Source organism: Pseudomonadales bacterium, from assembly GCA_024234615.1.
Classification (GTDB): Bacteria; Pseudomonadota; Gammaproteobacteria; order Pseudomonadales; family IMCC2047; genus JAJFKB01.
In genome coordinates, this window is the sequence record JACKNY010000001.1 from 1,647,804 (window position 1) to 1,670,690 (window position 22,887).

Sequence of the window (22,887 nt, forward strand, 5' to 3'; positions counted from 1 at the left end):
TGCCCCGCGAGAATTGATGGATTTATAGCGCCAAGAGTAATTGGCCAACAAGGGTTTTTACATGACAAATTCACATCTAACCAATATAAACGTTGAATCTTTTGATGTTCTGATAACGCCGGAACAATTGAAGAAGGATATTCCTGTTACGGATAAGGCGCGCGAGACCGTATTACTGGGGCGTCAAACCATCCGTAATATACTGGATCGTAAAGATCCACGTTTAATGGTTGTGGTCGGACCATGCTCCATTCACGATGTTATCGCCGCTAAAGATTATGCGGCACGCTTAAAAAAACTGGCCGATGAGGTGGGCGATACTCTCTACTTGGTGATGCGTGTTTATTTTGAAAAACCGCGCACGACAATCGGCTGGAAAGGCCTAGTGAATGATCCGCACATGGACGATTCCTTTGATATCGAAAGAGGTCTGCATATTGGCCGCAAACTGTTGGTGGACCTTGCTGAAATCGGCTTACCAACTGCTACCGAAGCACTTGACCCCAATTCACCGCAATATTTACATGAGTTAATTTCCTGGTCGGCCATTGGCGCACGTACTACTGAATCGCAAACGCACCGGGAGATGTCAAGCGGCTTATCCGTCGCCATTGGCTTTAAAAATGGTACCGATGGCGGCCTGGAAGTTGCCATTAATGCCCTTCAATCAGTCTCACACCCACACAGTTTTCTCGGGCTTAACCACCAAGGCCAAGCCGCAATAATTCGTACCAGAGGCAACCCTTACGGCCATATTGTATTACGCGGAGGCAGCGGCAAACCCAATTATGACTCCGTCAGTGTGGCGCTGTGTGAGCAGCGATTGGAAAAAGCCGGGCTCGCCAACAATATTATGATTGATTGTAGTCATGCCAACTCCAATAAGGACCCTGCTTTACAGCCTCTGGTGATGAATAATGTCGCCAACCAAATTCTGGAGGGCAACCGTTCCATTATCGGCCTGATGATCGAAAGTAATATCGAGGCGGGGAACCAATCGATTCCGCAAAATCTGGCTGACCTTAAATACGGTGTATCGGTTACCGATGCCTGTATCGACTGGGAAACCACCGCCGCTTCGTTACGTGATATGCGGAATAAGTTGAAGGATGTCTTACCTTCGCGCTAAACCTTGACTTAAGCACTTAAATGCCCCGCCCCATTAAACTGCTACAGCTTACTGACCTGCACTTAAAAGCAGATCAAAGCGCTGAAATGCGCGGCAGTAATATTCAAAGACAAATTGATGAAATACTAGAAACGGCAACAGCTCATCCACTCTGGCCTGCTGATCTGGTCGCACTCACGGGTGATATTGTGGACGAATCAGAGCAAGCAGCATGGCAAACAGCCTACTCTCGCTTAGCCCAGCAGTTATCGAACCTAAATACCAAAGTTTGTTGCATACCTGGCAACCATGATGATCCAGCCTTACTTGAGACTGTTTTTACCGCCCACCACATGACAACCAAAGGTTGTTTAACACTAGGTAATTGGCGAATCATATTGCTTGATAGTAGTGTACCTGGTTCAACCGACGGTATGCTCAGCGCTAGTCAGCTCGCATCAATTGATCAATCACTCGTAGCCGCGAAAGCGGAGCACACTCTCGTACTGATTCATCACCCGGTTATCGATATAAACTGCCGTTGGCTCGACAAAATGAAAGTCGCTAATGGCCTAGCGCTGATAAATCGGTTAACCAATGTGCCTGGCAGCAAAGTAATTGTCTGGGGGCACGCGCATCAAGAATTCGATGCACTATACCAAGGAATCCGTTTGCTCGGTGCTCCGGCCGCCTGCCCGGTTCAATTCAAACCCTTGAGTGATGAGTTTGCAATTGACGAAATCAATCATCCGGGGTTTCGCTGGTGCATGCTACACGATGATGGCAATATTGACACTCTGGTGGTGCGCCTCTGATACCGTATCACAAATATTGATTTACCTAAGACCTTTGCATAACTGACGAACCAAAGATACCTAGGAGGATTGATGGAAACTGCAATTAGCTGTTTATTTATCGCCGCACTTCTACATTTTGTCAGCAAGATACCCGTCGCCATCGCCATGAGCAAGCAAGGTGGCTACGACAACAGACAACCCCGTCTGCAGGAATCGTCGCTGACTGGTTTCGGGCACCGGGCATTGTCTGCGCACGAAAACACTATTGAATCTTTTCCGCTATTCGCCGCTGGCATTTTGATAGCCTTGTTCGCCCAGGTTGAACAATCCAGCATCGACATGTTAGCCATTTCCTTTGTTATTGCTCGCCTTCTCTATCTACTTTTTTATCTGCTCGATATCAACCTACTGCGTTCGCTAGTTTGGTTTGTCGGCTATCTTTCTTCACTGGCGCTCATCGCCCTGCCGCTACTCTAACTCGCCCATTACAAGGATACACGCGTGAAAATAGTTTCATTTAATATCAATGGTCTGCGCGCTCGATTACATCAATTGCAAGCGATTATTGATAAACACTCCCCCGATATCATCGGCCTACAGGAATCCAAGGTAAACGATCCTGACTTCCCGCTGACCGCAGTACATGAGATGGGCTACCAGGTTGCTTATCATGGTCAAAAAGGGCATTACGGCGTGGCGCTATTATCGAAGCAGGCGCCACTCAGTGTGCAAAAAGGTTATCCTACTGACGCAGAAGATGCTCAGCGACGGATTATTATCGGTAACTACGTGCTGCAAACCAATCATGCCGAGCAGTTAACTGTCGTTAACGGTTATTTCCCTCAGGGAGAAAGCCGTAAGCACGAGATAAAATTTCCGGCGAAACGTAAGTTTTACCAGGACTTAATGAGCTACCTGGAGACACAGCAGTCCCCTGAAGCCTATCTCGCCATTATGGGTGACTTTAATATTTCACCCACCGACCAGGATATCGGCATTGGTGATAAAAACGCTAAACGTTGGTTACAAACCGGCAAGTGCAGTTTTTTACCGGAAGAGAGAGAATGGTACCAGCGGCTATGGAGTTGGGGCTTACAGGATAGTTTTCGCCTGCATCATCCGACGGTTAATGATCGTTTTAGCTGGTTTGACTATCGTAGTCGAGGCTTCGAAGATGAGCCTAAACGAGGCCTGCGTATTGACCATATCCTAGTAACCGCACCGCTTGCCAAAAAATGTGTGGACGTCGGTATCGACTATGACATTAGAGGCATCGAAAAGCCCTCTGATCATTGTCCGATATGGGCTACTTTTGAGTTTTAACAGCGTATCACGAACATAAAAAACCCGGCAAAATTACCGGGTTTTTACAAGTCTTTTCGACTACTGCTGAATCAATTGCTCAAATTCAGGTAGTACGTTGAACAGATCTGCTACCAAGCCGTAATCGGCGACTTGGAAGATAGGCGCTTCTTCATCTTTATTGATAGCGACAATAACTTTGCTGTCCTTCATGCCCGCCAAATGCTGAATCGCACCGGAAATACCCACCGCAATATAAAGATCTGGAGCCACAATTTTACCGGTCTGACCGACCTGCATATCATTAGGTACAAACCCAGCGTCTACCGCAGCGCGTGACGCGCCAACCGCTGCCCCCAAGATGTCAGCAATTTTATACAGGTGCTCAAAGTTCTCACCATTTTGCATACCACGACCACCGGAAATTACGATGCCTGCCGAAGTAAGTTCTGGTCGATCAGACTTCGCCAGCTCTTCTTTGTCGAAAGATGAAATACCCGCATCTGCCACGATATCAAGAGATTCCGTGGCAGCACTGCCTCCATCGGCAGCAACCGCATCGAAGCCAGTCGTTCGAACAGTGATCACTTTAATGCTGTCTGCAGATTTCACTGTGGCAATAGCATTGCCTGCGTAGATTGGCCGCTTAAAGGTTTCCGCATCAATAACCGCGATGATGTCCGAAATCTGAGAGACGTCTAACAACGCAGCAGCGCGTGGCAAAATGTTTTTGCCGTTCGATGTCGCTGGTGCCAGAATATGCGAATACTGGGCTCCAATTTGGGCAATCAGCGCCGCCACATTTTCCGCTAGCATGTGTTCATAGGCCGCATTATCTGCTACCAAAACTTTCGCAACACCGTTAATTTTGCTGGCAGCTTCTGCTGCTCCCGCGCAGTTGCTACCAGCAACCAGCACGGCGATCTCACCACCAATTTGTTGGGCCGCAGCTACCGCATTCAGGGTAGCGACTTTAACACTGCTATTATCATGTTCTGCTACTACTAGAATGCTCATCAGATAACCTTCGCTTCGTTTTTCAGTTTATCGACTAATTCTGCCACGCTTTCGACGATGATACCCGCCTTACGGTCTGCTGGTGGCTCAACTTTTAGTGTTGTGACTGTAGGCGTTACGTCAACACCCAGCTCTTCGGTAGTGAAGACATCCAACTGTTTTTTCTTGGCCTTCATAATATTCGGTAATGACGCATAGCGCGGCTCATTCAAACGCAGGTCGGTCGTTACAATCGCGGGCAAACTCAATGCGAGCGTTTGCAAACCACCGTCTACTTCACGCGTCACATGGACTTTACCGCCTTCGATATTAACTTCTGAGGCAAAGGTGCCTTGCGGCATGTTAGTTAACGCACCCAGCATTTGCCCTGTTTGGTTGTTATCCTGGTCAATCGCCTGTTTGCCCATAATTATCAAATCAGGTTGTTCTTTATCAACGATGGCTTTCAGCAATTTAGCAATCGCCAGCGGCTGTAAGGCAACTTCCGATTCAACCAATATGCCACGATCAGCACCCAGTGCTAGGGCTGTGCGAATTTGTTCTTGGCAAACTTTTGCGCCAAGAGAAACCGCTATCACTTCCGTGACAATACCTTTTTCCTTTAAACGTACCGCCTCTTCGACAGCAATTTCACAAAAGGGGTTAAGCGCCATTTTGACATTTGCCAAATCGACATCGGATTGATCTGATTTAACGCGAACCTTCACGTTGTAATCGATCACTCGTTTAACTGGAACAAGAACTTTCATTCATTCACCATTTTATTGTTTAAAAATTCTGCGTTGCAGAATAGCCAAGTCGTAAGAAAAACTCAACTATACCGATTTATTTTTATTTTAAAAGCAACCTAACCGCCACTTTCACCCTAATCTGAATGATGTCTAATATAGACGAGATGAATATTGAATGATTTATGCCAACAAGCATACGCAAATGAGTGAGTTTTTTTTGAGTCGGTCGCTGTATCCGGTATAATGCCTGCCTTTCACATCACGCGAGTAATTTGGGGAGTCTTATGTCTGAAAGAGAATCAATGGAGGTGGATGTTGTTATCGTCGGCGCGGGGCCAGCCGGACTATCTACCGCATGCCGCTTATTACAACTTGCTCAGGCAGCAGAACAGGAACTCACCGTCTGTGTAGTGGAAAAAGGCTCCGAAGTGGGCGCACATATATTGTCCGGCGCGGTATTCGAAACGACAGCCTTGGATGAATTATTTCCGGACTGGAAGGAGCGTAATGCCCCACTCAATACGCAGGTCAGTGGAGACGATATTTATTTTCTTCGCGGCCCCGAAAAAGCGATTAAAACACCTCACTTTGTTGTTCCAAAAACCATGCATAATAAGGGTAATTATATTATCAGCCTGGGTAATCTTTGCCGCTGGTTGTCAGATCAGGCGATGGAACTTGGCGCAGAAGTCTATCCAGGGTTTGCTGCTGCAGAAATTCTCTACAACGACGATGGCAGCGTAAGAGGTGTTGCAACAGGGGATATGGGTGTTGCCGAAGATGGCAGCCACAAAGATAGCTTTCAACCTGGCTTTGAGTTTCATGCCAAATACACTATTTTTGCCGAAGGCTGTAGAGGTCATCTGGGTAAAGAATTACTGCAAAAGTTTGATTTACAAAAAGATGCTGATGCACAACATTACGGCATTGGCATAAAAGAGTTATGGGACGTAGACCCTGCTAAGCATCAAGAAGGCTTGGTCATACACACCGCTGGCTGGCCTTTAAGTGAAAGCGGCTCTGCTGGTGGCGGGTTTCTCTACCATATTGAAAACAATCAGGTGGTGGTCGGTCTAATCGTCGATCTGAGCTATTCCAACCCGCATGTTAGCCCCTTTGATGAATTCCAACGTTTCAAACAGAATCCCGCACTAAAACAGTATCTTGTCGGGGGTAAACGAGTCGCCTACGGCGCGCGCGCAATCACCAAGGGAGGGTTGAACTCACTGCCAAAAATGACATTCCCCGGCGGCTTAATCGTTGGATGTGATGCAGGAACTCTGAATTTTGCCAAAATCAAAGGCAGCCACACCGCAATGAAATCAGGCATGTTAGCCGCAGAAACCGTATTTAATGCGATTAAAAATGGATCAACGGGTGGTAATGAGCTCAGTGAATTTAGCCAGGCCTTTGCATCATCCTCCGTCTATGATGAGCTCTACCGTAGCCGTAACTTCGGTCCTGCCATGCATAAATATGGCACCTATATTGGTGGCGCTTTTAATTTTATTGATCAGAATATTTTTGGTGGGAAATTGCCCATTACTTTGCATGACACACAACCCGATTACAGCACACTCAAACCGGCAGCAGAATCTAAAAAAATCAATTATCCCAAACCGGATGGCGTCATTAGTTTTGATAAGCTAAGTTCCGTGTTTCTCTCCAATACTAACCATGAGGAGGATCAGCCCTGCCACTTAAAATTGGCTGATGCGGACATCCCTCTCAATCAGAACCTCCCTATCTATGATGAACCGGCACAACGATATTGCCCGGCAGGTGTCTACGAAATCATTGAGGAAGCTGGCGCCAGTAAGTTTCAAATCAATTCACAAAACTGTGTGCACTGTAAAACCTGCGACATTAAGGATCCGGCGCAAAATATCACTTGGGTAACACCAGAAGGTTCTGGTGGGCCAAATTATCCCAATATGTAATATTGCCTGTCCTGCGCCCGGCTCGATCACTGAACTGGGCCAGGATAGAGAGTCTAAATCTGCCCTAATACAAAGAACTCACCGGCGCTTTCAACACCAAATACTTGCCTACCCTCTATTTTTCTCTCCTCGCCTAGCTCAACCATCTGATAAAATAGGTTTCGCGAAATGAGCGCATCCAGTTTATCGCGAACTCTGATGTAAGGTCTCGGTTGAGCACCCTGATCAGCAACCCATATAGGATGCTGCTTATCTGCGGTCAGTCTATCTTCAGTAGCTGTAATAAAGTCTATTTCAGGCTGGTCATTGCGTTCAACCACCTCCATCTGAATAGCGATAAAAGGAGCGTCTTCTACTTTAATTCGATACTTTTCTAGCGGAGATACGAGATAAAACTCTCCGTCATCTTCCTTTCTTAATATGCTGGCGAACAATTGGACCAAAGCCTTTCTCAAGATCGGTCTACCTTCATGAAACCAAGTGCCATCCACCGCAATACGAATATCCATTTCGCCTGAAAATTCAGGATGCCAAAGGTGGACTGGTGGTGGTGATCGTGATATTTGACCACGAACACTCTTCGCAAGCACATCGAGGGAAGTAAGTTTAGGCATCGGTTAATTTCCTTAAGGATAAAAGCGAGTATATACGGAGCAAAAGATAACCACTATTCACAAAAAAAATAAATTATTTAATGTTTAATTAAATCAAATAGTTATGTGTATTACTTAAAATATTTTATAACCTAAAACACTTAACATCACCGACGATTTCAGATAGAATGCAAGCCGCTTTTAGACCGCTGTAAGCTAGGGAATCCTTAGCAAAGTAATACTCCCGATATTTATTGCAAACTGAGCAGAAGGCTTCCCAAAAATTTCTATTTCAGCCCCAGGTAGTTATTGTAAGACTATCCGATCGACGCAGGATCAAACTGCAAGTGATGATAATCGAACAATCCACTACCGGAGCGAATCAACACCACAAAGAGGATATCATAGTGCTTGAAGCATACCGCAAACACGTGGAAGAACGCGCCAATCAAGGCGTCCCTCCCAAACCACTCGATCCTGAACAAACCGCTGCTTTGGTCGAGTTGTTAAAAACGCCCCCTGCCGGCGAAGAAGAGTATCTACTCGACCTAATTAGTAATCGAGTTCCACCGGGGGTCGATGAAGCGGCTTACGTTAAAGCGGGTTTTTTAAGCGCTATCGTGAAAGGTGAAGCAAATTCGCCGCTAATTGATCGACGTTTGGCTGTAACATTGCTCGGCAATATGCTCGGCGGATACAATATCGGCACCCTTGTCAGCCTACTAGATGACCCAGAGCTTGGTGTCGCTGCGACAGAAGAATTAAAACATACACTTCTGATGTTCGACGCATTTCATGATGTCGAAGAACAAGCCAAAAGCGGCAATGCCAATGCAAAAGTGCTCATGCAGTCATGGGCCGACGCCGAATGGTTTACCAGTCAGGATGCAGTGCCTGAAAGCATTAAAGTCTCCGTATTTAAAGTAACGGGGGAAACCAATACCGACGACCTCTCACCGGCCCCGGATGCCTGGAGCCGTCCTGATATCCCATTACACGCCCTGGCGATGTACAAAATGACTCGCGACGGTTTGCAGCCCCAGGAACACGGCGTCACTGGGCCAATGTCCCAAATAGAGGAGATTAAAGCGAAAGGGCTGCCGGTAGCCTTCGTTGGCGATGTCGTTGGTACCGGCTCTTCGCGCAAATCAGCTACCAATTCGGTTCTTTGGTTCTTCGGTGAAGACATGCCTGGTGTACCCAACAAGCGTTCCGGCGGTATTTGTATTGGTGGCAAAGTAGCGCCAATTTTCTTTAATACCATGGAAGATGCTGGCGCACTAGTATTTGAAGCGCCTGTAGAAAAGCTCAATATGGGCGACATCATCGAAATTCGTCCCTATGACGGCAAAATTCTCTCTGAATCAGGCGAAGTTTTATCCGAGTTTGAATTTAAATCCGATGTCTTACTCGACGAAGTGCAGGCTGGCGGACGTATTAACCTAATTATCGGTCGAGGCCTCACAGCTAAGGCGCGTGAATCCTTAGGTTTACCGGTATCAGAACTATTCCGTAAACCGACACAACCAGCAGATACTGGTAAAGGTTATACGCTGGCCCAAAAAATGGTTGGCCGCGCCTGTGGCGTTGAAGGCGTCCGCCCCGGCACCTACTGCGAACCAAAAATGACGACGGTCGGTTCACAGGACACAACTGGACCGATGACCCGCGACGAATTGAAAGACTTAGCTTGCCTGGGCTTTTCAGCGGACCTGACTATGCAGTCCTTCTGTCATACAGCGGCTTATCCAAAACCGGTCGATATTGATACTCAGCATACCCTCCCCGACTTTATTATGAATCGTGGTGGTGTTTCACTACGTCCCGGCGACGGTATCATTCACAGCTGGTTAAACCGTATGCTATTGCCCGACACTGTCGGCACAGGTGGTGATTCTCACACGCGTTTTCCGATAGGAATTTCTTTCCCAGCAGGGTCTGGGCTGGTTGCTTTCGCGGCCGCTACTGGCGTAACGCCATTGGATATGCCCGAATCAGTCTTGGTGCGATTCAAAGGCAAAATGCAACCGGGCATCACACTGCGTGATTTAGTGCATGCTATCCCTTATTACGGAATCAAAGCAGGCCTGCTTACCGTTGAGAAAAAAGGGAAGAAGAATTTTTTCTCTGGCCGTATCTTAGAAATTGAAGGCCTGCAAAACTTAACGGCTGAACAAGCCTTCGAATTATCTGACGCATCTGCCGAAAGGTCTGCAGCAGGCTGTACCATCAAGCTTAGCGAAGAATCAGTTGCCGAATACCTACGTTCAAACGTCACACTACTACGCTGGATGATCGCTGAAGGCTATGGCGATGCTCGCACCCTAGAAAGACGCGCACGCAGAATGGAAGAATGGCTAGCCAACCCGACCCTGATGCAAGCCGACCCTGATGCCGAATACGCAGCGATCATTGAAATCGATTTAGCTGAGGTAACTGAGCCAATCGTATGCTGCCCGAACGACCCAGACGATGCCAAGCTATTATCCGAAGTTGCTGGCGACAAAGTGGACGAAGTATTTATCGGCTCCTGCATGACCAATATTGGACACTTCCGCGCAGCAGGTAAATTATTAGAACAGCATGGCGGAGGCATCTCAACTCGCCTGTGGATATCGCCACCAACCAAAATGGATCAGCATGCTTTAATGGAAGAAGGCTACTACAACATCTTCGGCCGCGCCGGAGCACGTACGGAAATGCCCGGCTGCTCACTTTGTATGGGTAACCAAGCGCGCGTCGCGGCAAATAGCACAGTGCTCTCCACCTCGACCCGTAACTTTCCAAACCGACTTGGTGATGGCGCAAATGTGTATCTCACCTCGGCTGAATTGGCTGCGGTAGGTGCTATTCTTGGCAAGTTGCCGACGCCTGCGGAGTATATGGAATACGCGAATAAGCTTGATTCAATGGCTGGCGATATTTATCGTTACCTGAATTTCGACCAGATTGAGTCATTCCAAAAATCTGCAGAGGAAGGTAAGTTAATTGCCGCCAAACAGATTGATGTGGTTTCAGCCGCATAGTTATTTTGCTTACGGCATAGATTAAGCCCCGCATTGCGGGGCTTTTTTTTAAAACGTGGTTTGTTTGTCGACAGCCCGCTTGATATAGGGAGCCAGTGCTCGCCAGTTCACTACAACAAGGCCAAAAATCACCAAGGCGGCGCCAAAAAGCTTTTGTCCAGCAAACTCTTCATTCAATACCAGCCAACCGGAAAAGATACCAAATATCGGCACCAGCAGACCAAAGGGTGCGACCTGTCGGGACTCATAATTTTTCATTAAAAAACCCCACACGCTGTAAGAAAAAAGTGTGGATACCAAAACGATATAGACCAAAGAGAAGCCACTTATCCAAGAAAAGGCCTCGAAACCAGCAATTATTTTTTCAGGACCTTCCACCGCATAGGACAACACAAAGAGTGGGATGGGGGGAAACAGGCTGGCGTAAATAATAAGCGCCATCATATCCACTTTGCCAACTTTCTTTAAAAAGATATTTCCGACCGCCCAGCAAGCCCCAGCTAGAACTATTGTAAACAAACCGATGGCGCTCGCTCTTCCCATGCTGAGACCAATCAACAGTATACCAAAGCCAGCCACAGCGAGCCCTGATATATCTCGTATAGTAGGAGCCTCCCTTAATAGAATCGCTCCAAAGATCAACGTAAAAAAGGCTTGGCACTGAATAACTGTTGATGCGATGCCGCCACCAACACCCATCTGTATACCTTTAAATAGGAAGGCAAACTGCAAAGTCAGCAGAAAAAATCCGACAGCAAATATCAATTTCCAACTGATTTCAGGTTTACGTACGAAGAAAATAAACGGGATCACTGTGGCGACAAAACGAAGGCCGGTAAATAGAAAAGGCGGCAATTCGGTCAGCCCTAATGAAATCGCCACAAAATTAAAGCCCCAAACCGCCATAGCTAGCACGGCAAGCCCAATATGGCTTAATTTCATTCGTTAGTGTCCTTAAAAGTTTGAACCGCAGGGCGACGGCTAAGGGAGCAAAGTCATGTAGAGAATGGGCTTAACCGCTTTGTGACAATGATTGTCTAGTTGAGTTTAGCTTGATGTCGCCTAAAAAAACAGCCTAGTTAGAATCACTTTCTGGGTTTCCCTGCGATAAGTTTTCTTCCGATATATTGAGGCCCGCACCTGAGCCTAATACAACCGCTACCCAACGAGTTTCATCAAAACTTTCAAAAGCAATTTTAAGTGTCATGGTCAGAGGCACAGATAACAGCATGCCTACCGGCCCCAAAACCCAGCCCCAGAAAACTAACGATAGAAATACCACCAGAGCAGAAAGATCGAGCCCTTTACCCATAAAACGAGGCTCTAACACATTCCCGATCACCACATTGACTACTAAATATCCAACCGCCGTCAACAGTGCATCGCCAGTGCCTAACTGAATTAAGGCTAATAAAACAGCTGGAACTGCCGCGATAATAGAGCCCAAAGTAGGGACAAAGTTAAGTAAAAAAGCCACCAAGCCCCATAGCACTGCGTAATCTACACCTAAGATCCAAAGCCAGATCATAATCACCAGGCCAGTTAACAAGCTTAGTGCGGTTTTCAGCGCCATATAACGGTTCACACTGGTGGTGAAACGCTTCACGGCATCAAGCGATTTACTGGCATCGCCAGAGGCGGCACGCAGCTTGTTATAGAACACACTTTCTTCCGCCAGAATAAAAATGACTGTTAGCAATATCATAAAGGCGTTGCCCATTACATTTCCCAATGAAGCGAGCGTTGCTCCGACCATATTCATGGCAGTACTGGGATTAAAACTTTCCTTTAAGTTAGTATCCTGTAAATTTAAGCCGAATGCTGACAACCAGCGTAAAAAGGCTGCGCTAAGGTCGCGCAATTTACTTTGATATTCGGGTAAATCCTGAGAAAAATTATTGACCGAGGCGCCAACCACAGCACCTACTAATATTCCGAAAATAACAATGACACCAATAATGACCAGTAGCGCGATAATGTAGGGCACGCCTTTTTTGTGCATCCAGGCCAGCGGCGGAGAACAAATCACTGCGATAAAAATAGATAACAGAAAAGGTACCAGCAAAGATTCTGCTGACTTCATCCCCGCCACCACAATGATAAAAGCTGCGCTATAAAGCAAAAATTTGGCGGCGGTTGATGGCTGAGTGGAAATCATCTTATGCCTTATAATGAGTGCAGATTAACTATTTCAGAATGGCCTGCCTTTAGTCACACAGGTATTCGATTCTCTTATGTCTCTTTCTTTTCCCTGGTCAGGCCCAACCGCTCATCCACCAGAGTGCGCATCGTGGTCATCCCCATTAACCTTCCCAACCGCAATGCTTCCTGGGTCGCGACACCCTTTACTTCCACCAACCAAACTGTCCACAAACTGGCCGCGCGGTTAGCTGAACCAGAATGCAGTAAAATCGGTTTCTTAGAATTCTTCAACGCTAGGTTTAGTTGCTTAACCTGCGTGTCGCTAATGGCATTTAGCGATTTCGGCATAGGCACTTGAAAATACTCCATGCCTAACTCTTTGACCAGAGCGGCCTCATCCCAATCAATTTCATCTTCACTACGCGTTGATATTACCGTACGATAACCTTGTCCAGCAAAATGTGCCAGTGCTTCCTGGCTAGGTTGAGAGGCGATCACTAAATCCCCGGCAATCGCGCCTTTATTCAGATTCTCCAGCTGATATGGCTTGGGTTCTGGCACCGTATAGCTACAACCTTGAACTAGCAGTAGCATAGCGAAAAAACCTATCAATTTCCTAAACAATTGCGTTCTCCTATCAGCATCCATAATTGAAATGATATTTGGGGAATTAAAAAAGGCGCCTATAGTAACACGAGCTTAACGCCAGTTTCCCTATTTCATTTGTACGCCTATTTCCTTATTATCCGTCGTTTATATCGTACAGATTGAGCCTAATGCATTCTACAAAACTTATCTTTTTTGATCTCGATGGCACCCTGATTGACTCTCTTCCGGATTTGGCTTGGGCAGTTGATCGCATGATGTTATCGATGAACAAAACACCACCTGGAATACTTAATACAAAATCCTGGGTTGGCAACGGTGCCGCAAAGTTGATCAAACGCGCACTCACCCATTCCATGGACGCTGAACCTGAGGCGAAAGAGTTTCACCATGCGCAACAGTTATTTAACCGATTCTACAGCGAAACCCTCTCAGTTCGCAGTCGTCTTTATGAGGGAGTTATGGTGACGCTGGAGCAGCTAAAGCGCCATGCAATAGGATTCGTTTGCATTACTAACAAGCCTAGTGAGTTTACCCTCCCACTGTTGCAGCAGCTTTGCCTAACCCCCTTCTTTGATTTGGTCATTTGTGGCGACAGTCTTAACTATAAAAAACCGCATCCAGAACCACTGTTTTATGCCGCAGAGCAGAGTCAAATCGCCATCAGCGACTGTTTAATGGTAGGTGACTCCAAAAACGATATCGAAGCGGCACGGGCAGCAGGCTGCCCAGTAGTTGCCGTTTCCTACGGTTATAACCACGGTGAAGATATCCGGCTCGCCAACCCCGATGCCTGCATTGATCACTTTGCCGATTTATTGCCGCTTATAGTCCCTGCCGCCTAGATGGTATTTTCATTTCCGTGTAAGCTAAGCACTTTTTCGACCTTCTGAAAAAGGATAAAAAATGGCCCTAGTATCACTGAAACAACTCCTGGACTATGCCGCCGAGCATGATTTCGGCGTTCCCGCATTTAACGTCAATAATCTCGAACAAATGCGCGCCATCATGGAAGCAGCGGATGAGTTGGACGCCCCGGTAATAGTGCAAGCATCGGCTGGCGCACGTAAATATGCAGGAGCACCCTTTTTGCGTCATTTGATTTTGGCCGCGATTGAGGAATTCCCCCATATTCCGGTGGTAATGCATCAGGATCATGGCACCAGCCCAGCCATTTGCCAACGTTCGATCCAATTAGGTTTCAGCTCTGTCATGATGGACGGTTCGTTGATGACGGATGGAAAAACGCCATCCAGCTACGAATACAATATCGAAACGACTCGTCTTGCGGTTGATATGGCGCATGCCTGCGGGGTTTCCGTGGAAGGTGAGCTGGGCTGTTTAGGCTCTTTAGAAACCGGTCAAGCAGGCGAAGAAGATGGCGTAGGAGCCGAAGGGACACTCTCCCATGAGCAATTGTTAACCGATCCCAGTGAAGCCAAAGATTTTGTAACCAAAACTAAAGTTGATGCGCTTGCCATTGCTATCGGCACTTCACACGGTGCTTACAAATTTAGCCGCCCTCCCACTGGCGATATTCTGGCGATTGATCGTATCAAGCAAATTCACCAAGCCATTCCTAACACGCATTTGGTCATGCACGGTTCTTCCTCGGTGCCACAGGATTGGTTAGCAGTCATTAACGAATTCGGCGGCAATATCGGAGAAACCTATGGTGTTCCAGTGGAGGAAATCTGCGAAGGCATTAAGCATGGAGTACGCAAGGTTAATATCGATACCGATTTACGACTCGCATCAACCGGTGCTATCCGTCGCTTTATGGCGCAAAACCCAGCAGAATTTGATCCTCGCAAGTATTTAGCGGTGGCTACAAAAGCGATGAAAGAAATTTGTTTGGCTCGCTACCAATCCTTTGGCTGTGTCGGACATGCCTCAAAAATAAAACCGATTTCGCTTGAAGGTATGGCTGCAAAATATGCCTAGATTTTTGCTTAGATAATTACTGCGCTGAGCCCAGGCACTATATCAAACTCTTCGCCTGGGCTTAAACCGGTTGACCATCTTCACCAAACGTTTCTCGTCCTGCTCTGCCCCCGCATAATGGATATCCTGAAATAACTGTGTAATTTCAGCTACCGCTGAGGCTAAATCAGGCCGGGTTTTAGCCACCCGCGCTGCAAAAACACTCGGCGGCTCATAAGGCTTACGCACCAAGCCCTTTTGGCTAAGCCGACGACAAAAACGTCGGTACGCTTTGCCACTTTGGCTGTTAGATTCCGAGCGCGAGGGCATTAGCAAACTAATGGCAATCGCACCGAGCACCAGTCCGCCAAGAATAATGAGCGCCAAAGCGATTCGTATTGGCTTAGCGCTACCGAATAGACGCTTAAAAATATCCGCCTGAATTTCATTATCAAACCCTAGCACCCAGCTATACCAGGCATAATCAAGACGATCCAGTTGCAATCTGAGCATATTTAACCAGCGGATATTTTGGTAGCGCACAAGTGAAAGGGGCGAATCGCTTAGAAATTCCGTCCGATCAACCATACTGCTGAAACCATTTTCAATGCGCTCCGGCGCCACCGCAGCGGTGGGGTCAATGCGCCGCCAGCCCTTACCTTCTAACCAAACTTCAGTCCAGGCGTGAGCATCAAACTGATGCACCAACAGGTAATTTTGTAAGGGGTTTATCTCACCACCCTGATAGCCAACCACGATGCGCGCTGGAATACCCGCTGCTCGCATCATAATTGTGAAACTGCTGGCGAAATGTTCGCAAAATCCGCGCTGAGACTCGAACAAAAACTCATCAACAGTATCTTTACCTAACAACGGTGGTTGCACGGTATAGGTGAACTCTCGGTTGAACCAGTTTAAAACGCGCTGAATGTAAGCTTCAACAGTCCCCGACTCAGCACGCCACCGTTTGGCTAAACGCGCCGATCGAGGATTAAACCCCGTCGGCAGTTGCGTTTCGTTACGGTAACGCCTACTCGGTAGAGACTGATATTCTGTTTGGTAATCAAGATGGGATGACACACGATAGGCTAACCTATTACTAATTGACATACGATTGACGATTCTGAAATCTCTCGTAATGCCGACATTGGCGCTATCAGGTTGTGGCACCATTAGTGCGTAAAGCCAGGTTTGCTGAGTTGGCTCTAATATGACTTCATAGGTTATCGCCCTCGCCCGCCTATCGATCAGCTCTTCCCAGGCTAAACTTCTTTCACCAAACCAACGGGTAACCTTACCATCCGGGTAGTAATCAAAGGGTTCTGCCTGTGTCCATGAACGTCCGTCAAAACGTGAAAATACCAGACCACGCCAATAGCGCTCGGAAGCTGACGGTATGGCTCCTTTAAAACTCACCCTAAAGGCAAGCTCTGCCGATTTCGCCAATTGGCTAAAATCACCGGGTGACATCGAATCACTAACCCCCGTCTTGGCAGCATGCTGCTGTAACGGCACCGACCACAGCGCACCCAGCCTTGGCATTACGATAAAAAGCAACAGCATCAAGGGGATAGATTGCAACAATAACTTACCAGTTAAGATTAAGCTTCGCCTAGGATAAAGAAAGCCTTGTGATTGATTTAAACTCATCAGCGCCGTTGTCATTAACACGACAGAAAAGACCATATAAAGCGCAGATGAAATTGTCTGGGCAAAAAGGAGCTGCGTTGCAGCTATGATATAGGCGAGATAAATAACCAACACAGCATCTCGACGCTGATACATTTCCAATAGCTTCATCGAAAAACCGATGATAAGCAGCGCCACCATCGGTTCTAACCCCGCTAATCGACCATAACCGGCCAATAGCCCAACCAAGCTTATACCCGCCAATAAATATTTGATCCAGCGCCGAGGAAAATTCCAAACCCCTCGATAAACCTGAATCCTCCACAGCAAGCACCACACCGCTGCCAGCACGATCCAGATAGGAAGTCTCATAACATGAGGAGCAATGACAGCCAAATAGGCTGCCAATAGCCACGCTAAGCTGTTTCTTGGTATTTGATAAATGAGCTGCACGTTAGCGCCCTGAGTGATGCTTTGTGCTGTTCAGATCAAACAGCGCCAGTGCTTTTAGGAGCTTATCCCTATGCTCCATTCCTTGGTTGGGCGCTATTTCCTGGCCGGGTAATCGCAAACCATACTCACTTTCGGTACGCGCCGCCGCCAGTACCCAATCACAGAGCCGCGACAACCTGGCTTCAGCATTCATGCCCGCTAAATAATCCCAATCCAACCATATTCTGCGATCAACCGATGCCGTATATTCCTTGGTATATAAGCCTTGGCCGCGAGCATATTGTTTCCAGGCAACATGACGTAGTGACTCACCGACTTGATATTCTTTTAACCCATAAAAATCTTCAGTACCACGACAAGTCATAATGGAGCCTTCTCCCGCTGCGCCCTGCGCCATAGGAATCGGCCCGGCGGTTATCGGTTTGGGGTACACCAGCGTGCGCAGATCCAGGTCCAGGCGCGTCCAGGCACGTAATAACCCTAATGGGTAGTAGGTTTGGACTAGTAAACGACCGGGGTTTAACCAGCCCCGCTGATTGCTGGGCAAATAGAGTTTGATCTTCTTCTGTTCGATATCACTGAGATTCACTATTTGTGGTGGCATCTGTCGCCAACTTAACCATAGATTCTCGTAAGCTCTACGGTTATGTCGCTTCAGCAAGAGTTCAAACGCTACATTTTCTCCCGCAAAAACCGGCTTGCTGCGCACTGCGCTGATGCTGATACCTGCCAAATTACTATAGGTATGCAAAATAGATACAACGAACAAACTCGCCAGCAGGAAAGCAAGCCCGAACACCAAGTTGTTTTCATAATTGGTCGCAATCAGCCAAAGTAGAAAAACAATAAGCAGGAAACTAAAGCCTGCTTTAGATGGAAAAATATAAACATTAGCTCGGTTCAGAAGGATTGATCGTTGTGGTGGCAAACGCTGATCTATCCATTGATTAAGACGCCCTGAAACCACCCCTGTTGATGTTTCTGTATCACGAGGAGGTAACGCCATAATAGCTCTCGATTAACCGATAACATCAATAGTATTAAGTACGCGTTCAACCAGCGCGTAACCACTGGAATCATCAAAATCTGCAATCTCACGTAATCTGTGCCCAAGCACCGAGGGCATGACCGCCTGCACATCTTCAGGCAAAACATGGGCTCGGCCATGGATAAACGCCCAGGTTTTTGCACAACGAAGCAACGCCAGACCGCCACGGGGAGAAACTCCATAACTGAATTCAGGGTTGGTGCGCGTAAATTGCACGATGCGCTGGACATAGTCGAGTATCGCACCCGCCGTCATTACTTTTTCTGCTGATGACTGAATTTGATGTAACTGCTCTGACGACACTGCTGAACCCAGCTCTTTCAATAGTTCCCTCGGCGACACGCCAGTATAAAGCTCTCGTTCTGCGCTCGGATCCGGATAACCTAACTCGATGCGCATTAAAAAACGGTCGAGTTGCGATTCAGGCAATGGAAAAGTACCGGTCTGAGTGACTGGGTTTTGGGTAGCAATCACAAAGAAAGGGACAGGTAAAGCGCGTGTTTCACCCTCTGCCGTAACTTGCTGTTCTTCCATCGCCTCCAGTAACGCACTTTGCGTTTTCGGTGTAGTACGATTAATTTCATCCGCTAACACCAACTGGCTAAAAATTGGCCCTGGATGAAAGCTAAAAGCAGCAGTGTTTTTATCGAAAACAGAAACCCCAATAATATCTGCAGGTAAAAGATCGCTGGTGAACTGGATTCGGCTATAACTTAAACCCAAGGTTTTCGCGATGGCATGTGCCAGAGTCGTTTTCCCCATACCTGGGAGGTCTTGGATTAGCAGATGACCACGACTAAACAGACAGGTTAACGCCAGTTTAATCTGATGTTCTTTGCCCAATAATATCGAGCCGATCTGGCTAATAATGCCATTAATTACTTTTTGCATGTCAAAACTATAGATCGTAATGTCAGCGGATGCCAGCATGATCCTTGATTGGGCTTCAAGTTCAACCCGGTATTTCTCTGTGCAGCGAGAAAAATTTAAATTGAGTAAACTAGCAGGCCATCGATGGCGTTAATAACGTTACTATCCAAGCTACACTTTCAAGCCACACTGCAACTTGCGGAAAACAATTTATGTCTTTGATCAACCTCAGTTTTGAAGAAATGCAGCTATTTATCTGCGTCGTGAATTCAGGCAGCATCACTAGTGCCGCCAATCATCTGGAAATGCCTAAGTCGACACTGAGCCGCCGTCTAAGGCATTTAGAAGAATGTCTCGGCGCCAGGCTGTTGGAGCGAACTACAAGGCGTATTCAGCTCACTGAAACAGGCTCAGAATTTTACGAGCGCTGCGAACAGATACTAGAGCAAGTAGAAGCCGCCAGAATGGACGTCATTGCCAAACAAGATGCTCCCGTAGGCAAACTGAGTATTTATGCGCCGAGCGAATTTTCACAATACAAACTACAGGGGTTTGCCGGTGAATTTGCTCAAGCTTATCCAGGGTTAAGGATAGAATTTGTCTCTGGCGCTGGTAAGCCGCACATGCTGGAAGATAATATCGATGTCATGATTCATATTGATGAGCCACAGGATTCTTCTTTTATCGCCAGAAAAATTGCCGTTGCAACCACCAACTATTACGCCAGTCCAAGCTACCTGGCGAAACACGGCAAACCTCAGACACCAGAAGACCTGCATCAGCACGCTTGCATTGTCGAACTCACCCATGAGCGACTGCCTCGTCCCTGGCTCTTTCAAGACAAAACTTCGCTGGCGAAAGTCCGCGTTAAAGCGAGATATGCCTGCGACTCGGTACAGCTCTGCAGAACACTCGCGGAGCAGGGTTTAGGTGTCACAATGATTCCAGATTTTATTTGTGAAGAAAGCCTGACTCAGGGCAAGCTGGTTAAACTCTTTCGTGGTCAGTATGAGGTCGCGCACAATCTCTACGCTATCTACCCCTCACGCCGTTTTGTGCCGGTAAAAGTGCGTGTGTTTTTGAATTTCTTGGATGGTTATTTACCGTCCAAAATTTAGCCAATCACACCAGTAACGCTGGCACGAAAAGATAAATAAATCAGTATCCTTTTTTTGAGTCCGCGAATTTAAATAGCAGCGACCGCAGAATAACGAAAAACATAGATAGCTAATAGCCAAAGAATAATTCGAAGCATTTTGTCATGCTGCTAGGAGAGGAAACACATTTATTTTTCTAACAGCTTAGGCCAATTACGATTAGCCTCAAGGATAAAGGCGTCCCGGTCTGCCAACCATCTAACATTCACTTTCTTATTGTAATTAAGGTAAAGCCTACCTTCATGTACGGTAAATTGGCTTGGGTCTATATCTGCCGTCGAATCCTTCGCAACGGCGTAGGCGCAATAGCCGCCATATTGTGGCTCATATTGTTCTGGATGCGTTTTAAATAGGCTAAGGTTATGTTCGCTACTAAAGCGCCACGTTGCGTTTTTCCATTTGTACTCGAACTTTTTATCACCCTCAACCGGCCTGTTCTCGGTAAAATAAGCTACCGGGTCGTAACCCTTAATCGCCAGATTACCGAAGTAAGTGGTATTGATTTCATCCACTGCATAGGCTGATGTGCTGCTAAACAGCGCCAGCATGAAACCCATGACTTTCATCCAAGAGTTTGTATCTGCGTAGCCGAAGAGTTTCATTTTGACTCCTTTTTGCAAAATCACTGCCTATCAAAAGCTATCAACGATAGAAAGACGACAATTTTCTCAAAAAGTTACAAAAATTTTCATTTTTTGGCATCGCTAAGCTAATCATTCCTCTGAATAACAGCTATGGACATCTTTAAAGGCTGAGCACAACTCGGGCATTGACAGTACCGGGTACGTCACGTCGATCGAGGTTGGCCTGAACGACCCTCACACCCTGTTTCTGCTTTAAGTCGCCCAACCACAGCAGCAACTGATTAAAGGAAATTTTCTCAAGCCAGATGCGTAGCTCTTTATCGCCATTAGGCTCAAAGCGTTTAAAAGTGATTTGATATTTCTTGGCACCATTGGATGCTAGCGTGAGCAAAGATTCCTCGCTAATTTTATTTTGATATCCCTCCCCGACCATTGGCAAAGAGGTTACCTGAGCAGCATTTGCCTCTACCCAAGCCAGCAACTCAACTTGAGATCGATGATACTCGCTCGCCCGATCAGCATAGCGCTGCGCAGGCACCATCGCAGCAAAAACTATTAATAATGCACCCAACAGTATCGCCAATAGCGTTAATAACAAACGCTCCTGTGAAGATAGTGCTTGCCAGTAACTAAGCCAACTAGCCGGAATTTTATCCCTGATCATCATGCCTCCCGGTCAATGCGCAAACGTCCTTTCACCCACTGCTGTTCCTCAGTGGCCGATAAAATCGTCACCGCTAATCCTTGTTCGCTTAACTCCTGTTTAAACTGATCCAGTTGTTGAATTTGTCGTACATCTATGTCCAACATCAACGAATTTTGCCTCTCATCATAACGAACCTGTTGGATTTGTAGACTCTGAGGTTGATTCATTGCTTGTATTTGATAACCGACCACTCCCATCAGCTGCAGAAAGTCCGTTTCGGAATCAAATTCGAGTGCCTGCTCGAGGTGATTTCGCATTTGGATTTTCACATCGACAATTTTCCCGTCCTGAGGGAATAATTCACGATAACGCTGAATCACCTGTTGTTCCACGGCTCTCCCTTTATTTTCTAGATACAGCCCTATGCCAACATTAAATAATATCTGAAGCCCCACACAGACTGCCGCTGCATAGCCTAAAAGACGCCAGCTGCCCAGACTATTTCTTTTTAGTGTCGGTTGATAAGCCGCCGTTAAAAGATTCACGAAGTTGGGGTTCGCCGGCTTTAATATTTGATGGCAGACTTGTTCACAAAGGTAATCAAACAGCGATGGGCTGATTTCCAAAACAACTGATTTACCCTCGCTTTCAAACTGCGATTGTAAAGCGTTTAGTTGTGTCGCCTGTTTTTCTGCATATGCCTGTGTCGAAACAAGACTGACTTGACTCAGACCTGGTTGGGTATCTTTATCGGCAGCAATGAGTTCAATCAGACTAGGTAAATTGCTAACCGGGGCTTTTAAGCTAACGCGCGCTGACTTAATCAGCACCTCATTTTCATCGAGATAAACGACAAGCTCATCTGGTGCACAAGTTATTACACTGGTTGCCGGGGTCAGCCAGTGAGGAGCAATGTTTAATTGGTCACACTGATCTAACCAAGATTTCATTTTCGAGTGATTAACCGCCAGCACTTCAGCTGTGCCGTCAGCAGCCAGGTGGCTGAGAACTAGGTGCATATCTTCGATGGGTTCTGCGATGACCTCTTCCACCAAAAAAGGCAAAAACTTTTGTAAATGCCGACGTTGTTTGGTCGGCACCTGCACCTGCGCGATCAACACCTGATGAGCCGGTACTATCAGTAGACAGCTCATTTGCTCACCAACCTTACCCGCAATATCAAAGGACTCCAGGGCAACCTGATAATTACCCTGTTGGCGTTCGCCAGCCTCATCAAATAACGCCCAATCCAGAGTCTGTACTTCTGACGACGCGTTTTTATCATGTAAATTAACAATGAGTAAAGTCATTGACA

General features: G+C 46.8%; 21 protein-coding genes. 9 read left to right on the forward strand and 12 right to left on the reverse strand.

Translation table 11 applies throughout. The annotated features are described in order from the left end of the window. Positions 1 to 61: 61 nt before the first annotated feature. From H6995_07550 to xthA, 4 genes are all read left to right on the forward strand, one after another. Positions 62 to 1,129 (forward strand): 3-deoxy-7-phosphoheptulonate synthase, encoded by a 1,068-nt coding sequence (locus H6995_07550; protein ID MCP5214846.1) that lies wholly within the window; start codon positions 62 to 64, stop codon positions 1,127 to 1,129. A gap of 20 nt (positions 1,130 to 1,149) precedes the next feature. Then, positions 1,150 to 1,923 (forward strand): metallophosphoesterase, encoded by a 774-nt coding sequence (locus H6995_07555; protein ID MCP5214847.1) that lies wholly within the window; start codon positions 1,150 to 1,152, stop codon positions 1,921 to 1,923. A gap of 72 nt (positions 1,924 to 1,995) precedes the next feature. Continuing rightward, the gene (locus H6995_07560) at positions 1,996 to 2,382 is read left to right on the forward strand and encodes an MAPEG family protein (protein MCP5214848.1); all 387 of its coding nucleotides are present in this window, start codon (positions 1,996 to 1,998) and stop codon (positions 2,380 to 2,382) included. Between the two features lie 24 nt (positions 2,383 to 2,406). Continuing rightward, the gene (gene xthA, locus H6995_07565) at positions 2,407 to 3,228 is read left to right on the forward strand and encodes an exodeoxyribonuclease III (GenBank protein ID MCP5214849.1); all 822 of its coding nucleotides are present in this window, start codon (positions 2,407 to 2,409) and stop codon (positions 3,226 to 3,228) included. A 60-nt stretch (positions 3,229 to 3,288) separates the two neighbouring features. Here xthA and H6995_07570 read toward each other — a convergent pair whose 3' ends face one another. After that, positions 3,289 to 4,224: an electron transfer flavoprotein subunit alpha/FixB family protein gene (locus H6995_07570; GenBank protein MCP5214850.1), complete on the reverse strand. Its 936-nt coding sequence runs from the start codon at positions 4,222 to 4,224 to the stop codon at positions 3,289 to 3,291. Beyond that, positions 4,224 to 4,973: an electron transfer flavoprotein subunit beta/FixA family protein gene (locus H6995_07575; protein MCP5214851.1), complete on the reverse strand. Its 750-nt coding sequence runs from the start codon at positions 4,971 to 4,973 to the stop codon at positions 4,224 to 4,226. Before H6995_07575 ends, H6995_07570 begins: the two co-directional genes overlap by 1 nt. Positions 4,974 to 5,239: 266 nt before the next feature. Here H6995_07575 and H6995_07580 point away from each other — a divergent pair, with 266 nt between their 5' ends. Further along, positions 5,240 to 6,895: an electron transfer flavoprotein-ubiquinone oxidoreductase gene (locus tag H6995_07580; GenBank protein ID MCP5214852.1), complete on the forward strand. Its 1,656-nt coding sequence runs from the start codon at positions 5,240 to 5,242 to the stop codon at positions 6,893 to 6,895. A 53-nt stretch (positions 6,896 to 6,948) separates the two neighbouring features. On the opposite strand, the gene H6995_07585 is transcribed toward H6995_07580, so the two are convergent. Beyond that, positions 6,949 to 7,509 (reverse strand): DUF1285 domain-containing protein, encoded by a 561-nt coding sequence (locus tag H6995_07585; GenBank protein MCP5214853.1) that lies wholly within the window; start codon positions 7,507 to 7,509, stop codon positions 6,949 to 6,951. A gap of 386 nt (positions 7,510 to 7,895) precedes the next feature. On the opposite strand from H6995_07585, the gene acnB reads away from it, so the two are divergent. Further along, positions 7,896 to 10,514: a bifunctional aconitate hydratase 2/2-methylisocitrate dehydratase gene (gene acnB / locus H6995_07590; protein MCP5214854.1), complete on the forward strand. Its 2,619-nt coding sequence runs from the start codon at positions 7,896 to 7,898 to the stop codon at positions 10,512 to 10,514. A gap of 48 nt (positions 10,515 to 10,562) precedes the next feature. On the opposite strand, the gene H6995_07595 is transcribed toward acnB, so the two are convergent. The 3 genes from H6995_07595 to H6995_07605 form a co-directional block, all read right to left on the reverse strand. Then, on the reverse strand, positions 10,563 to 11,456 hold the full coding sequence (locus H6995_07595) for an EamA family transporter (GenBank protein MCP5214855.1): 894 nt from the start codon (positions 11,454 to 11,456) through the stop codon (positions 10,563 to 10,565). 133 nt (positions 11,457 to 11,589) lie between these two features. Continuing rightward, a complete protein-coding gene (locus H6995_07600; protein ID MCP5214856.1) occupies positions 11,590 to 12,672 on the reverse strand; it encodes an AI-2E family transporter in 1,083 nt (360 codons plus the stop codon). 74 nt (positions 12,673 to 12,746) lie between these two features. Beyond that, on the reverse strand, positions 12,747 to 13,250 hold the full coding sequence (locus tag H6995_07605; GenBank protein ID MCP5214857.1) for a hypothetical protein: 504 nt from the start codon (positions 13,248 to 13,250) through the stop codon (positions 12,747 to 12,749). A gap of 182 nt (positions 13,251 to 13,432) precedes the next feature. On the opposite strand from H6995_07605, the gene H6995_07610 reads away from it, so the two are divergent. Next, positions 13,433 to 14,107, forward strand: coding sequence for a phosphoglycolate phosphatase (locus H6995_07610; GenBank protein MCP5214858.1), 675 nt, complete (start codon positions 13,433 to 13,435; stop codon positions 14,105 to 14,107). 61 nt (positions 14,108 to 14,168) lie between these two features. Next, entirely contained in the window at positions 14,169 to 15,206 is a 1,038-nt protein-coding gene (locus tag H6995_07615; GenBank protein ID MCP5214859.1) for a fructose-bisphosphate aldolase class II, read from the forward strand. 42 nt (positions 15,207 to 15,248) lie between these two features. Here the strand turns inward: H6995_07615 and H6995_07620 are convergent, their stop codons facing one another. From H6995_07620 to H6995_07630, 3 genes are read right to left on the reverse strand one after another with little or no spacing between them, the layout of a single operon-like run. Next, a complete protein-coding gene (locus tag H6995_07620) occupies positions 15,249 to 17,267 on the reverse strand; it encodes a DUF3488 domain-containing transglutaminase family protein (GenBank protein ID MCP5214860.1) in 2,019 nt (672 codons plus the stop codon). A gap of 1 nt (position 17,268) precedes the next feature. Then, positions 17,269 to 18,273: a DUF58 domain-containing protein gene (locus tag H6995_07625; protein ID MCP5214861.1), complete on the reverse strand. Its 1,005-nt coding sequence runs from the start codon at positions 18,271 to 18,273 to the stop codon at positions 17,269 to 17,271. A 12-nt stretch (positions 18,274 to 18,285) separates the two neighbouring features. Beyond that, entirely contained in the window at positions 18,286 to 19,206 is a 921-nt protein-coding gene (locus tag H6995_07630; protein ID MCP5214862.1) for an AAA family ATPase, read from the reverse strand. A gap of 191 nt (positions 19,207 to 19,397) precedes the next feature. On the opposite strand from H6995_07630, the gene H6995_07635 reads away from it, so the two are divergent. Next, positions 19,398 to 20,303, forward strand: coding sequence for a LysR family transcriptional regulator (locus H6995_07635; protein MCP5214863.1), 906 nt, complete (start codon positions 19,398 to 19,400; stop codon positions 20,301 to 20,303). Positions 20,304 to 20,470: 167 nt separating this feature from the next. Here the strand turns inward: H6995_07635 and H6995_07640 are convergent, their stop codons facing one another. The 3 genes from H6995_07640 to H6995_07650 all read right to left on the reverse strand — a co-directional run bounded on the left by H6995_07640 (position 20,471) and on the right by H6995_07650 (position 22,882). Beyond that, entirely contained in the window at positions 20,471 to 20,908 is a 438-nt protein-coding gene (locus H6995_07640; protein MCP5214864.1) for a YHS domain protein, read from the reverse strand. 178 nt (positions 20,909 to 21,086) lie between these two features. After that, positions 21,087 to 21,590: a type II secretion system protein M gene (locus tag H6995_07645; GenBank protein MCP5214865.1), complete on the reverse strand. Its 504-nt coding sequence runs from the start codon at positions 21,588 to 21,590 to the stop codon at positions 21,087 to 21,089. Beyond that, positions 21,590 to 22,882, reverse strand: coding sequence for a hypothetical protein (locus H6995_07650; protein ID MCP5214866.1), 1,293 nt, complete (start codon positions 22,880 to 22,882; stop codon positions 21,590 to 21,592). Before H6995_07650 ends, H6995_07645 begins: the two co-directional genes overlap by 1 nt. Between the last annotated feature and the right edge of the window lie 5 nt (positions 22,883 to 22,887).

What these genes read in the sequence shown, in the direction of transcription:
- H6995_07550 (MCP5214846.1), top strand. Translation starts at nt 62, where the DNA reads ATGACAAATTCACATCTAACCAATATAAACGTTGAATCTTTTGATGTT.
- H6995_07555 (MCP5214847.1), top strand. Translation starts at nt 1,150, where the DNA reads ATGCCCCGCCCCATTAAACTGCTACAGCTTACTGACCTGCACTTAAAA.
- H6995_07560 (MCP5214848.1), top strand. Translation starts at nt 1,996, where the DNA reads ATGGAAACTGCAATTAGCTGTTTATTTATCGCCGCACTTCTACATTTT.
- H6995_07570 (MCP5214850.1), bottom strand. Translation starts at nt 4,224, where the DNA reads ATGAGCATTCTAGTAGTAGCAGAACATGATAATAGCAGTGTTAAAGTC.
- H6995_07575 (MCP5214851.1), bottom strand. Translation starts at nt 4,973, where the DNA reads ATGAAAGTTCTTGTTCCAGTTAAACGAGTGATCGATTACAACGTGAAG.
- H6995_07580 (MCP5214852.1), top strand. Translation starts at nt 5,240, where the DNA reads ATGTCTGAAAGAGAATCAATGGAGGTGGATGTTGTTATCGTCGGCGCG.
- H6995_07585 (MCP5214853.1), bottom strand. Translation starts at nt 7,509, where the DNA reads ATGCCTAAACTTACTTCCCTCGATGTGCTTGCGAAGAGTGTTCGTGGT.
- H6995_07595 (MCP5214855.1), bottom strand. Translation starts at nt 11,456, where the DNA reads ATGAAATTAAGCCATATTGGGCTTGCCGTGCTAGCTATGGCGGTTTGG.
- H6995_07600 (MCP5214856.1), bottom strand. Translation starts at nt 12,672, where the DNA reads ATGATTTCCACTCAGCCATCAACCGCCGCCAAATTTTTGCTTTATAGC.
- H6995_07605 (MCP5214857.1), bottom strand. Translation starts at nt 13,250, where the DNA reads ATGCTACTGCTAGTTCAAGGTTGTAGCTATACGGTGCCAGAACCCAAG.
- H6995_07610 (MCP5214858.1), top strand. Translation starts at nt 13,433, where the DNA reads ATGCATTCTACAAAACTTATCTTTTTTGATCTCGATGGCACCCTGATT.
- H6995_07615 (MCP5214859.1), top strand. Translation starts at nt 14,169, where the DNA reads ATGGCCCTAGTATCACTGAAACAACTCCTGGACTATGCCGCCGAGCAT.
- H6995_07625 (MCP5214861.1), bottom strand. Translation starts at nt 18,273, where the DNA reads ATGGCGTTACCTCCTCGTGATACAGAAACATCAACAGGGGTGGTTTCA.
- H6995_07630 (MCP5214862.1), bottom strand. Translation starts at nt 19,206, where the DNA reads ATGCAAAAAGTAATTAATGGCATTATTAGCCAGATCGGCTCGATATTA.
- H6995_07635 (MCP5214863.1), top strand. Translation starts at nt 19,398, where the DNA reads ATGTCTTTGATCAACCTCAGTTTTGAAGAAATGCAGCTATTTATCTGC.
- H6995_07640 (MCP5214864.1), bottom strand. Translation starts at nt 20,908, where the DNA reads ATGAAAGTCATGGGTTTCATGCTGGCGCTGTTTAGCAGCACATCAGCC.
- H6995_07645 (MCP5214865.1), bottom strand. Translation starts at nt 21,590, where the DNA reads ATGATCAGGGATAAAATTCCGGCTAGTTGGCTTAGTTACTGGCAAGCA.
- H6995_07650 (MCP5214866.1), bottom strand. Translation starts at nt 22,882, where the DNA reads ATGACTTTACTCATTGTTAATTTACATGATAAAAACGCGTCGTCAGAA.